12 protein-coding genes are annotated in these 12508 nt (G+C 61.4%); 3 read left to right on the top strand and 9 right to left on the bottom strand.

Annotated elements, in window-relative coordinates; genetic code table 11:
* Positions 1-47 precede the first annotated feature (47 nt).
* Together NOM67_RS16755 and pncB are read left to right on the top strand one after the other, a co-directional pair.
* A complete protein-coding gene (locus NOM67_RS16755) occupies positions 48-683 on the top strand; it encodes a nicotinamidase (protein ID WP_156854234.1) in 636 nt (211 codons plus the stop codon).
* A gap of 1 nt (position 684) precedes the next feature.
* On the top strand, positions 685-1863 hold the full coding sequence (gene pncB, locus NOM67_RS16750; protein ID WP_255938820.1) for a nicotinate phosphoribosyltransferase: 1179 nt from the start codon (positions 685-687) through the stop codon (positions 1861-1863).
* A gap of 72 nt (positions 1864-1935) precedes the next feature.
* Here the strand turns inward: pncB and NOM67_RS16745 are convergent, their stop codons facing one another.
* The 9 genes from NOM67_RS16745 to rph all read right to left on the bottom strand — a co-directional run bounded on the left by NOM67_RS16745 (position 1936) and on the right by rph (position 11421).
* Entirely contained in the window at positions 1936-2544 is a 609-nt protein-coding gene (locus NOM67_RS16745) for a thiol:disulfide interchange protein DsbA/DsbL (protein ID WP_041209469.1), read from the bottom strand.
* Positions 2545-2760: 216 nt separating this feature from the next.
* Positions 2761-3750, bottom strand: coding sequence for a serine/threonine protein kinase (locus tag NOM67_RS16740; protein ID WP_208737576.1), 990 nt, complete (start codon positions 3748-3750; stop codon positions 2761-2763).
* A 74-nt stretch (positions 3751-3824) separates the two neighbouring features.
* Positions 3825-5276 carry a cytochrome c oxidase accessory protein CcoG gene (gene ccoG / locus NOM67_RS16735; RefSeq protein WP_042031955.1) on the bottom strand — a complete coding sequence of 484 codons (1452 nt, stop codon included), beginning with the start codon at positions 5274-5276 and terminating at the stop codon, positions 3825-3827.
* 155 nt (positions 5277-5431) lie between these two features.
* Complete coding sequence (locus NOM67_RS16730) at positions 5432-5695, bottom strand: YihD family protein (protein WP_005339598.1); 264 nt, start codon at positions 5693-5695, stop codon at positions 5432-5434.
* A 30-nt stretch (positions 5696-5725) separates the two neighbouring features.
* Positions 5726-6880, bottom strand: coding sequence for a diguanylate cyclase (locus NOM67_RS16725; RefSeq protein ID WP_041209466.1), 1155 nt, complete (start codon positions 6878-6880; stop codon positions 5726-5728).
* Positions 6881-6963: 83 nt separating this feature from the next.
* Positions 6964-7353 (bottom strand): Cu(I)-responsive transcriptional regulator, encoded by a 390-nt coding sequence (gene cueR / locus NOM67_RS16720; protein WP_041209465.1) that lies wholly within the window; start codon positions 7351-7353, stop codon positions 6964-6966.
* 46 nt (positions 7354-7399) lie between these two features.
* A complete protein-coding gene (locus NOM67_RS16715) occupies positions 7400-9796 on the bottom strand; it encodes a heavy metal translocating P-type ATPase (RefSeq protein ID WP_255938818.1) in 2397 nt (798 codons plus the stop codon).
* 179 nt (positions 9797-9975) lie between these two features.
* Entirely contained in the window at positions 9976-10629 is a 654-nt protein-coding gene (pyrE, locus tag NOM67_RS16710) for an orotate phosphoribosyltransferase (RefSeq protein WP_139741321.1), read from the bottom strand.
* Between the two features lie 75 nt (positions 10630-10704).
* Positions 10705-11421: a ribonuclease PH gene (rph, locus tag NOM67_RS16705; RefSeq protein WP_026080315.1), complete on the bottom strand. Its 717-nt coding sequence runs from the start codon at positions 11419-11421 to the stop codon at positions 10705-10707.
* A gap of 146 nt (positions 11422-11567) precedes the next feature.
* Here rph and NOM67_RS16700 point away from each other — a divergent pair, with 146 nt between their 5' ends.
* The gene (locus NOM67_RS16700) at positions 11568-12431 is read left to right on the top strand and encodes a YicC/YloC family endoribonuclease (RefSeq protein ID WP_156854242.1); all 864 of its coding nucleotides are present in this window, start codon (positions 11568-11570) and stop codon (positions 12429-12431) included.
* Positions 12432-12508 lie beyond the last annotated feature (77 nt).

Below are 12508 nucleotides of genomic sequence, written 5' to 3'. Positions count from 1 at the left end.
ATGTTTGGTAGATAATATCACACGAATAGTATGTGCAGGAGCCAATCATGGGAACCGTCGCCAGTCTGGATATTGATGCGCAGAAGGGCTTTACCCCTCTCTGCCCGAACGAACTGCCCGTCGCGGGCGGGGATGATATTGTGGCGGCCCTCAACGCTCAGGCCACCCTCGCCAGCCTGCGTATCGGCAGCAAGGATGCCCACCCCGCCAATGCAGTCTGGGTGGCCAGCGAGCCTGCGACCATGCTGCAACCGCTTGATCTTCCTAACGCCGATCTCACCTGGCCGGTACACTGCGTCCCCGGCAGCAAGGGGTTCGAGCTGCTCGACGGCCTGCCCGCTCCCATCGATTACGACTTCTTCATCTGGAAGGGAGTCGAGCCTGACCTGCACCCCTATGGCACCTGTTTCCACGATCTGGCCGAGCGCCGCAGTACCGGCCTCATCGAATTCCTGCAAGCCCGTGGTGTCACCACTGTGCTGGTCGGCGGCCTCGCCACCGACTACTGCGTCAAGACCAGCGTGCTGCAACTGCGCCGCGCCGGTTTCCGGGTGATCGTCCACCTCGATGCCTGCCGTGGTATCGCGCCCGAGACGATTGCCAGCGCCCACACCCAGATGATCGAGGCTGGCGCCGAACTGGCCCAGACCCTGACCGATGTTCAACGCCTGCTGGACGCCTGATATGCCCCCTATCCTAACCAGCCTGCTCGACACCGACGCCTACAAGCTGCATATGCAACAAGCGGTGTTTCATCGCTATCCGGATGCCGAGGTGGTGGCTGAATTCCACAGCCGCAACGAAGAGGACCTGCTGCCCATGATGGGGCAGATCGAGGAGCAACTGCGCCTCGCCGGCTCCCTGCGGCTGACCAAATCCGAGCACCACTTTCTGGCCGAGCGCCCCTTCTTCACTCCCGACTACCTCGACCATCTGCGCCGCAAGCCGCTCGACGCCTCCCTGCTGAAGGTGTTCGAACAGGATGGCCGCATCAATGTGCGGGTCGAGGGGCCGTGGCAGGATGTGATCCTGTGGGAGATCCCGGTGCTCGCCATCATCAGCGAGATGCGCAACCGCTTCCGCTACCCCCAGTTTGGCGTCAGCCACGCGCTGGAGCGGCTCGATCAGAAGCTCGACAAGCTGGAGCGGGAGCTGAGTCGCGACGAGATGAGCGAGTTCAACCTCATCGACTTCGGCACCCGCCGCCGCTTCTCACACGCGGTACAGGATGCCGTGGTGGGTCGCCTCAAGGAGCGGCTGCCGGCGTTTCGCGGCACCAGCAACTACATGTTGGCCCAGAAGTACCAGCTGCCAGCCGTCGGCACCCAGGCCCACGAGTGGTTCCAGGCTCACCAGCAGCTCGGCTTCCCGCTCGAACACAGCCAGCGCGCCGCCCTCACCAGCTGGCTGGACGAGTTCACCGACCATCTCGGCATCGCCCTGACCGACTGCATCACCATGGATGCCTTCCTGCGCGACTTCGACTTCGAGCTGGCCAGCCGCTATCAGGGCTTGCGCCACGACTCCGGCGATCCCGTGGTATGGGGCGAGAAGGCGATCAGCCACTATCAGCGCCTCGGTATCGACCCTGCCGAGAAGACCCTGGTCTTCTCCGACGGCCTCAATCTCGACAAGGCGGTCGAACTGTTCCGCCACTTCCGCGGCCGCATCAACACCAGCTTCGGCATCGGCACCAAGCTCACCTGCGACCTGCCCAGCGTCAGCCCGATGAACATCGTGTTCAAGCTGATCGAGTGCAATGGCGGCCCGGTTGCCAAGATCTCCGACAGCCCGGGCAAGACCCTCTGCCGGGATGCGGAGTTTATCCGCAACCTCAAGCAGGCGTTCCACGTCGGGGTCTGACCTGCCAGATTGCCAGAAAACAAAAAGCCCGCCGGTTTGCACCGGCGGGCTTTTTTATCAATTCAAGAGTGATCAGTCTTTCTTGGCCAGCAGGAATTTCACCAGCTGGTTGAACTGCTCCTGAGAGGAGATGGATTCAATCTTGATCATGTACTTGCCGTTCACCAGGAAGGCCGGTACGCCACGGATGTTGTAGCTCTCCATGTTGCGATCGAACTGGGAGACCATGCCGGACACGGCGAAGCTGTCAACGGCGCCGTCAAACTCTTCGGCCGGTACACCGTTAGCGACGAAGAGCTGCTTCACGTCATCGCGGCTCATCGGCGGCTGACGCTGAACATGGATCTTGTTGAAGATGGCCGGGGTCAGTTTGGCTTCGGCGTTGAGCAGGCTGGCAACGGCGTAGGCACGCTGCATCTCCGGGCCCATTTCACGGCCGAGGAAACCGACCGGGTTCTTCTTCAGGGTGACACCCTTGGGCAGCTCGGCTTTCATCTGCTCGACGATCGGTTCAAAGGTGGCGCAGTGCGGGCAGTAGTAGGAGAAGAACTCCATCACTTCCGGCTGGGCAGTACCAGTCTGTTTCACCACATCGTAGTTGACGCCTTCCTTGAACTCGGGGGCGGCGTGAACCATGGGGATCATCAGCATGGCAGCAAGGAAAAATAGGATTTTTTTCATGATGTTTCCTGTTAAGGGATCACTGTGAGGCACGCCCGGCGAACCGAAGCAGTGCCAAGCCTATTGCGTCACCTCTGCCCAGTCAATGGCCAGAACAGGAGATTGAGTCCCTCTTGCCGCTCATCTCCTCCCTTCGCTGCCGACCGGTGATCAGGAGCGGCGACAGCCCGCGCATAACCTCTGCTGACTCATCCCCTGCCACTCCGGCCAGCTGGCTCACCAGCCGGGTGTCAGGGTGAGCGGCGGAGCCTTGAGCGCCTCCAGCTGGTCGTGCAGGGTCGCTATCTGCTGGCGCCAGTAGTGATCGGTGTTGAACCAGGGGAAGTGACGGGGGAAGGCCGGGTCTTCCCAGCGCCGTGCCAACCAGGCCATGTAGTGGACGATGCGCATCGCCCGCAGCGGCTCGATGAGCGCCAGCTCGCGCGTGTCGAACTCCATGAACTCCTCGTAGCCAGCCAGCAGGGTGTCGAGCTGGATCAGCTGCTCGTTGCGCTCGCCATTCAGCATCATCCAGAGATCCTGTACGGCAGGGCCGGTGCGGCAATCATCGAGGTCGACAAACATGGGGCCATCGCGCCAGAGGATGTTGCCCGGGTGGCAGTCACCATGCAGGGAGATCTGCGCCACATCGAGGGTCATGGCGTCGCTGACATGCTTGATCAGCTCATCCAGCACCCCGAAGAACTGCTTGGCCAGCCCGCTTGGCAGCCACTCGCCAGACGCCAACAGCTGACGCGGCTCGTGCAGCATGCTATCCACGTCGAGACGAACCCGATGGTGGAACGGCTTGCTGGCTCCGAGTTGATGGATGCGGCCAAGATAGCGCCCCACCCACTCCAACTGGTCGAGGTTGTCCACCTCGAACTGGCGTCCCCCGACGCTCTGCCAGATGGCAAACGGGTAGCCCTCATGCTCCAACAGGGTCTCGCCGGCAAAGGCGAGCGGCGCGGCGACCGGGATCTCCGCCTCACAGAGGCGGGCGGCAAACTCGTGCTCTTCGAGGATCTGGGCCCGGCTCCAGCGGCCGGGTCGGTAGAACTTCACCACATAGCGGCGACGATCCTCATCCTGAAACTGGTAGACCCGGTTTTCGTAGCTGTTGAGCTCGATAAGACCGGAGTCGAGCCGCAGACCGCTGAGATCCAGCGCATCCATGATGAGGTCGGGAGTGAGATCGGAATAGTTGAAACGCATGTCATCCACCATAAGAAAGGGGCGCCGTTGCGCCCCATTCTATCACTACTGCCCGCCATTGCCGTGCATGGCGGTAGGCCAGACCGTTACAACCGGCCGATAAACTTGCTGCCCTGACGCAGGTTACCCTTGCTGTCATCAGGCGCCGCCCCCTCCCGTTTCAGCACGAACTGGATATCCAGCGTCGGCCGCTTCAGGTTGTAGGGATCCACCGCCAGACTGACCGGCAGGGTGTAGATCTCGCCTGCCTTCAGGGTCACTTCACGGGGGCCGAACCACTGATACTCGGGCAGCCCCTCCACATCCAGCTGGTAGGTCTGGGGTTGCAGGGTCTTGTTGAGGATCTTGAGGGTATAGGTGTTCTCGATAAGCCCGTCGTTGTTCTCGCGGAACAGCTGGTTGCGATCCCGCAGGATATCGAGCCCCATCGGCATGATGGACATGGCGTTGTAGGCAAACACCCCCAGCATGGTGGCCATCACCAGGCCATAACCAATCAGCTTGGGCCGCGCCACATGGGTAGAGTCGTTGGCCAGCTTGTGCTCGGTGGTGTAGCTGATGAGCCCCTTCGGATAACCCATCCGCTCCATGGTCTGGTCACAGGCGTCGACGCAGGCGCCGCAGTTGATGCACTCGTACTGCAGGCCGTCGCGGATATCGATACCGGTCGGGCAGACCTGCACGCAGAGGTCACAGTCGATGCAATCACCCAGTCCCAGCGCCTTGTAATCGGCTTTGCGCGAGCGGGCTCCGCGGGTCTCGCCCCGCTTGGGGTCATAGCCGACGATGAAGGTATCCTTATCGAACATGGCGGACTGGAAGCGGGCATAGGGGCACATGTGGATACACATGATGGCGCGCATCCAGCCGGCGTTGCCGTAGGTGATGATGGTGAAAAAACTCACCCAGAACAGCACCCAACCGCTCGCCTTGAGGGTCAGCACATCCGGCACCAGCCGGGTCACATCCTGGAAGTAGGCGACAAAGGTCAGGCCGGTGACCAGCGAGATGAGCAGCCAGGCCAGATGCTTGGCCCCCTTGCGAGCCAGCTTCTCGCCGCTCCAGGGTGCTTCGTCCAGCTTGCGCCGCTTGTTGGCCGGCCCTTCCAGCTTCTCTTCGAACCAGATGAACATGAAGGTCCAGACCGTCTGCGGGCAGAGATAGCCACACCAGACCCGACCGAGGAAGGTGGTAATAAAGAAGAGCCCGAAGGCGGCGATCATGAAGAGCCAGGCGAGCAGGGTCAGATCCTGCGGCCAGATGGTGGCACCAAAGACATGGAACTGCTGATGGCCGAGGTCGAACAGCACCGCCTGTCGCCCTTCGTAGCGCAGCCAGGGCAGCAGCACGAAGAGGGCAACGAAGAACCAGCCCATCCCTTTGCGCACCCGCTGCCAGTAACCGGTCTGGGCCCGGACGTAGATACGGTTGCCGGGGTTGAATCTGTCATCGCTGGCTTTGAACGTATTGGGGTTGAAAGTCCCGGTTACGCTCTTGTCGGTGACATCCTTGATATCGATTTTCTCGTGATCGGCCATTGCAAGACATCGCTCCCTTATTTGTTATGGAGCGGATTATATCTTAAACAACCTGCTAATTGTGTGGATTAGATGTATCTAATATTGGGGTTGGATCGCAAATTTCGGCAACAAAAAAGCACATCACCTTGCGGTGATGTGCTTCTGTTCAAGATTCACTTGATTCCGCGTGCCTTGAGCAGTGCCTCTTTGAAATCGGGCACGTGATCCTTGGCCAGACCCGGGATCATCGCCTGCTTGTCGGATTCCCGCATCTTGAGGTGATAGATCAGCATGTCGTCGGTCAGCTCGGACAGGGGACCTTCAAAACCCGCTTCTTGGGCCAGTTTGGCAACAAACTGCACCAGGCTGAGATCCTGTTCCTTGATCCAGGCAGGCTGCAGCAACTCCAGCAGCTCTTCGATACGATGACATTGCATAGACAACCTCTTTAATCTGTCTGTATTAACTCAGGCAACCTTACCCATCAAGGCTACTTCGATTCGATCCCGCCCATTATGCTTGGCCTGATAGAGGGCCGCATCCGCTTTTTGGATCAAATCGGCGATTTTCATGCTGTTGTCCGGTATCAGAGTGGCAACACCAAAGCTACATGTGACCCGACCGGAGACCAGTGATTTCTGGTGCGGGATAGCCAGCTCCTTGAGGGATTGCCGCACATTGTCCGCCACCTGCAACGCCCCCTGCATGCCGGTGCAGGGCAGCAGCAACGCAAACTCCTCGCCACCGTAACGGGCCGCCAGATCGTCCTCGCGCCGCTCCACCTCGGCCAGCAAACCAGCCACCTGTTGCAGACAGTCATCCCCCAGCTGGTGACCATAGAGATCGTTGAACTGCTTGAAGTAATCCACATCCACCAGCACCAGCGACAGCGGTGCCCGGGCCCGGTGGCAGCGGCGCCAGGCACGCTCCAGACAGTCGTCGAGATGGGCACGGTTGGCGATGCCGGTCAGGCCGTCGAGACGGGAGGTGAGGCGCAGATGTTCGGAAACCGCTTTCAGCTCAGCCACCAGTTCAGCGTTGGAGAAGCGGTGGTGGAGCGAGGCGATCTGATCCCGCCGCAGACGACGCAGCAGGGTCGGCAAAAAGACGAAGAGGTAGCCCGCCAGCATGCAGGAGACGATCCGCTCCTGCTCGTTGCCCGCCCCCAGCTCGAACAGCATGGCGCACCCGAGCGGCAACACGGCACCGTAGAGCGAGCGGCGACTGCCAAACAGCATTATGGCGCTGCCGGTGAGGATCAGGCTGGTGAGCATCATCATGGCCGCGCGATAAGTATCGGGCAGCTTGTCCATATAGAGCAGCACACCCAGCGCCCAGCTGATGGAGGTGATGGTCACCCCGATAAAGAGCTCCCGCTCCAGCAGGGGCAGCGGCGTCTGGTGCAATCTGGGCTGGCGCCAGCGCAGATGCCAGCCGCGGCACAGCAGCAACAGCAACACCCCGACCAGCCACCCGAGCGCTTCACTGGCGGGCAGGTAGTCGTGAAAAAGCAGACTCCAGCCAAACGCCAGCAAGCCCAGACAGGGCAGACTGAACGAAGCATGGGTGTAGAGCTGGACCATGATGGCCTGCCTGACCTGGCGTGTCACACTCTGGGTCAACTGAGTACTCCTGTACAAGAGCCAAGCAGTCTACCACTACCCCTCATTGAGCAACAATAAAGCGTTTTTTATTAAGCAGTTACTCAACCGCGCTCCAGCTCGTCGAGGATCGGGCACTCGGGGTTTTCATCCCCGTGACAGCAGCAGACCAGCCCCTCCAGCGAGCTGAGCATCGCCTGCAGCCCGGCGATGCGAGCGCGCAGATCGACGATCTTCTCCTGAGCCAGCTTCTTCACCTGGGCGCTGGTTCTGTGCTCGTCACGGTAGAGCGCCAGCAGCTCCTGACACTCCTCCAGATTGAAGCCGGTCTCCCGCGCCCGCTTGACGAAACGCAGCTCGCGCAGGGCCGATTCGGTGTAGCTGCGGTAGCCGTTGTCGCTGCGCACCGGCGCCGAGATGAGGCCGATGCTCTCGTAGTAACGGATGGTTTTGGCGGTCAGTCCCGTGGCCTTGGCTACCTTGCTGATGTTCATGGATGACTCCTTAACGGTTCGATTCAGTGCTGACATTGTGGCTGACCTAGGCAATTGCCCGCGGCTGCCAGCGTTTCAGTAACAGGGAATTGCTCAAAACTGTGATGCTGCTCAGGGCCATGGCCGCCCCCGCCAGCTCGGGGCTCAGGTAGCCCAGTGCCGCCAGCGGAATGCCGATGATATTGAACACGAAGGCCCAGAACAGATTCTGCTGGATAGTGCGCCAGGTCGCCGCCGAGATATCGATGGCATCGGCCACCAACCGCGGGTCAGACCGCATCAGGGTAATGGAAGCGGTCTCCATCGCCACATCGGAGCCGGAGCCCATGGCGATGCCGACATCCGCCGCCGCCAGCGCCGGGGCGTCGTTCACCCCGTCCCCCACCATGGCCACCAGCCCGCGGGTTTGTGCCCGCAGCGCCGCGACCTTCTCCACCTTGCCGGCCGGCAGGACTGAGTCGAAGGCCCCGTCCAGCCCCAGCTTGGCGGCGATATGGGCCACCGGCGCCGGTGCATCGCCGCTCACCAGCCAGCTGGCGATGCCGCGCTGGCGCAGGGTGGCGATGGCTTCAGGACTCTCGGGGCGCAGGGTATCCGCCAAGGCAGCTATGCCAGCCACCACACCATCGATGGCCACCCAGACCCGGGTCGCCCCATCGGCGGGTTGCTCATCCTGTTGCGGCGGCTCAATACCGAGCTGGGCCAGCAGGGAGCCATTGCCGATGGCGACCCTGTGGCCCGCCACCTGTCCGACAATACCGGCACCGACCCGCACCTCGACAGCTTCCGGCTGGGGCAGCACCGCCTCTTTGCCGACCGCCTCGCGCATGGCCAGCGCCAGCGGGTGTTCGCTCGCCTGCTGCAGAGCGGCGGCGAGGCGCAGCTGCTCGTCATTGCCGCTCCAGCTGGCCAGCACCGGCTTGCCTTGGGTGAGTGTGCCGGTTTTGTCGAAGATGAGCGCCTTGATGGCGTGGGCCTTCTGCAGGGTATCCACATCCTTGATCAGAATGCCGTGACGCGCCGCGACGCCGGTACCGGTGACGATGGCCGCAGGGGTCGCCAGCCCCAGCGCACAGGGGCAGGCGATCACCAGCACCGCCACCGCTGCCAGCAGCGCCTGAGCAAAGTCGTTGCTGATGGCGTACCACACCAGCAGGGTGAACAGGGCGATGGCCATCACCACCGGCACGAACACGGCGGAGACCTTGTCCACCAGCTGTTGCAGCGGGGCCTTGCCCATCTGGGCGCTCTCCACCAGTGCGATGATCTTGCTGAGGCTGGAGTCCTCCCCCACCGTAGTGGCTTCAATTTCCAGCACGCCGGAGCGGTTGATGGCACCGCCCAGCACCTTATCGCCCGCACTGCGCGGCACCGGCAGGCTCTCGCCGGTGAGGATCGACTCATCCAGCTCGCTGGCGCCGCTCACGATTTTGCCGTCCACCGGCACCCGCTCTCCCACCAGCACCCGCAGCCGATCGCCGCACAGCACCTCGTCAATGGCGACGCTCTGCCAGCTCTCGCCACGCCAGACGGTGGCGGTTTCCGGCCGCAGCGCCATCAGTTCGCGAATGGCAGACTGGGTGCTGCGTCTGGCCCGAGCTTCCAGCAGTTTCCCCAACGAAATCAGGGTAATGATGATGGCGCTCGCCTCGAAATAGAGCTTGCCGCTGGCCGCCATCCCCAGCGTCAGCAACAGATAGATACTGTAGAAGTAGGCCGCACTGGTACCGGTCGCCACCAGCACATCCATATTGGCTGCGCGGTTCTTGATGGCGAGCCAGGCGCCGCGATAGAAACGGGCCCCGATCCAGAACTGCACTGGGGTGGCGAGCAGCAGCTCCAGCCAGGCGGGTAGATGCCAGGGGAACAACCCGGCCATGGCCAGCATCCCCACCAGCAGCGGCAGCGTCAGCAAAGCCGAGACGATGACCCGGGTTTGCGCCTGACGGGCAGTGGCGGCCTCTTGCTCTTCTCGCTCCAGCAACTGCTGGCGGCGGCCACTGGCCGAGCCTTGTGCCAGCTGGGCGCCGAAGCCGAGCGCTTCGATCTGCTCGCGCAAAGCGGCCGGGGTCTGCATCCCGGGTACCAGCACGATGCGGGCCTGTTCTATGGAAAAGTTGACCTCGGCCGAGATAACGCCAGGCAGCGCGGCCAGCATCTTGTTCAGTCGAGCCGAACAACCGGCACAAGTCATACCGGTAATTTGAAACAAAAAGGTCTCGCTGCCGTAGTCGTAACCCTGACTCTTGATGCTGTCGAGCACCGCAGGCAAACGATCGGGGCTGGCCAACTCGATGGCCGCCTGTTCCAGCGCGAAGTTGACGGTGGCCGATACCCCGTCGAGTTTGTTGAGGCTGGTCGCGATGCGGCCTGCGCAGTTGGCGCAGCTCATGCCGCTGAGCGGCAACTGCAGATGAATGGGTGATTGAAGATGAGTGCTCATGTTGTTCCTCCCCGGAACCCGTCGGCACCACAAAACGCCGACTGGCAAACCCTAACCTTTACTGTAAGGGCAAGCTCAAGCCACATGATCCACTTTTTGCAGATGAAAAAACGGCGCCCGTTTGCTGCCAGAGAACAAACGGGCGCCGCATTCAGCTATTGCGCGGTGTGAGCGGCGACTCAGATACCGTACTGGGCGCGATAAGCCTTCATGGCCGCCAATTGCGCTGCCAGCTCCGGCTGCTCGACCTGCTTCTCTTCCAGATAGGCAATCAGGTCGCTCATCTGGATGATGGCGATAATGTGGGCGCCGTAGTCACGCTCCACCTCCTGAATGGCGGAGAGCTCGCCCTTGCCCTTCTCCTGACGGTCCAGCGCGATCAGCACGCCCGCCAGCGAGGCGCCGTTGGCCTGGATCAGATCCATGGATTCACGGATGGCGGTACCGGCGGTGATAACGTCGTCCACCAGCATGATCCGCCCCTTGAGCGGGCTGCCCACCAGATTGCCACCCTCGCCGTGATCCTTGGCCTCCTTGCGGTTGAAGCACCAGGGTACGTCCACATCGTGCTGCTCCACCAGCTGCACGGCGGTGGCGGAGGCGATGGGGATCCCCTTGTAGGCCGGGCCAAACAGCACATCGAACTCGATGCCGGCATCCATCAGGGCGGCGGCATAGAAGCGGCCGAGACGGGCCAGATCGCGGCCGCTGTTGAACAGACCGGCGTTGAAGAAGTAGGGGCTTTTACGACCGGATTTCAGGGTAAATTCACCGAATTTGAGGACCTGTTTCTCCAGGGCGAACTCGATAAATTGACGCTGGTAGGCTTTCATTCTGGCTCCTTGCTTGGCTTGTCGTTGTCTTGTGTGGGGGTATAAAAAAACGCGGTCAATGCCGCGTTTTTAAAATCAGGAGAGCGACTGCTTCTGCAGCGCAATGATGTCGGCGATGCCGCCCTTGGCGAGCGCCAGCATCTCCAGCAGTTCTTCATGGGTGAAGGGCTCGGCCTCCGCAGTGCCCTGCACTTCGATGATGCGACCATCTTCGGTCATCACCACGTTCATGTCGGTCTCGGCGGCGGAGTCTTCGATGTACTCCAGATCGCAGATGGCTTCGCCCTGATACATGCCGACGGAGACGGCGGCGATCATCTGCTTGAGCGGGCTCTGCTTGATCATGCCCTTCTCGACCATCCAGTTCAGCGCATCCACCAGCGCCACGCAGGCACCGGTAATGGAGGCGGTGCGGGTGCCACCATCGGCTTGCAGCACATCGCAATCAACTGTGATGGAGTGCTCGCCCAACGCAGTCAGGTCTACCGCCGCGCGCAGGGAGCGGGCGATCAGACGAGAGATCTCCAGAGTGCGGCCACTCTGCTTGCCGGAGGCCGCTTCGCGGTTCATCCGGGAGTGGGTGGAGCGCGGCAGCATGCCGTACTCGGCGGTGACCCAGCCCTGATTCTTCCCTTTCAGGAAGCGCGGCACGCTGGTGTCGACGCTGGCGGTGCAGAGCACGCGGGTGTTGCCGAATTCCACCAGCACGGACCCTTCAGCATGCTTGGTGAAGTGGCGGGTAATGGTGACCGGACGAAGCTGCGCGGCAGTGCGATCGCTTGGACGTGACATGGGACGGACCTCTGGGCTGGCTGAATTGGCGCAGGAGTATAAGCCATCGCGGCCCAAATATCAGCCGCTAAAACCAACACTTCGGCTGACGCACCGGCCCCCGCTGGGTATAATCCCGCCACACTTCATCAAGCCCGGAACAATCAATGATTCACAGCATGACCGCCTACGCCCGCAAGGAACTCAAGGGCGACTGGGGCACAGCCGTTTGGGAAATTCGTTCGGTCAACCAGCGTTATCTGGAGACCTACATTCGCCTGCCGGAGCAACTGCGCAGCCTGGAGCCGGTTCTGCGTGAGCGTTTCCGCGCCAAACTGCAGCGCGGCAAGGTGGAGTGCAACCTGCGCTTCGAGGCCGCTCAGGCCGCAGCCAGCCAGCTCCATATCAATGAAGAGCTGGCCAAGCTCATCATCGACAGCGCCAGCTGGGTAATGAAAGAGGCGGGTCAGGGTCAGCTCAATCCGGTCGATGTACTGCGCTGGCCGGGTGTCATGGCTGCCGCCGAACAGGACATGGACGCGGTTGCCACCGAACTGCTCGGCGGTTTTGACCAGACCATGGAAGATTTCCTCGCCTCCCGCGCCAGTGAAGGGGCCAACCTCAAGGCGCTGATCGAACAGCGTCTGGCTGGCATTCAGGTGGAAGTGAAGAAGGTGCGCGTCCACCTGCCGCAGATCATCGAATGGCAGCGCCAGAAGCTCACCGACCGTCTGGCCGAAGCCAAGGTGGAGCTGGATCCGGCCCGCATCGAGCAGGAGATCGTCATGCTGGCCCAGAAGATCGACGTGGCCGAAGAGCTGGATCGTCTGGAGATGCACATCAGCGAGACCAACAAGATCATGAAGAAGGGTGGCGCCTGTGGCCGTCGTCTCGACTTTATGATGCAGGAGTTCAACCGCGAGTCGAACACGCTTGGCTCCAAGTCCATCAACGCCGAAGTGACCCAGTCCGCCGTCGAGCTGAAAGTCCTTATCGAGCAGATGCGCGAGCAGATCCAGAACATCGAGTGATGGATCATTGACCATCCGGTTGTTACCTGCAAAAGAGCCCTTGATTCCTCAAGGGCTCTTTTATTTTCAGGCCATTG

Origin of the sequence: Aeromonas sp. SG16, assembly GCF_024436135.1 — a bacterium.
Classification (GTDB): domain Bacteria; phylum Pseudomonadota; class Gammaproteobacteria; order Enterobacterales; family Aeromonadaceae; genus Aeromonas; species Aeromonas jandaei.
This window is presented reverse-complemented; position numbering and strand designations above follow the sequence as displayed.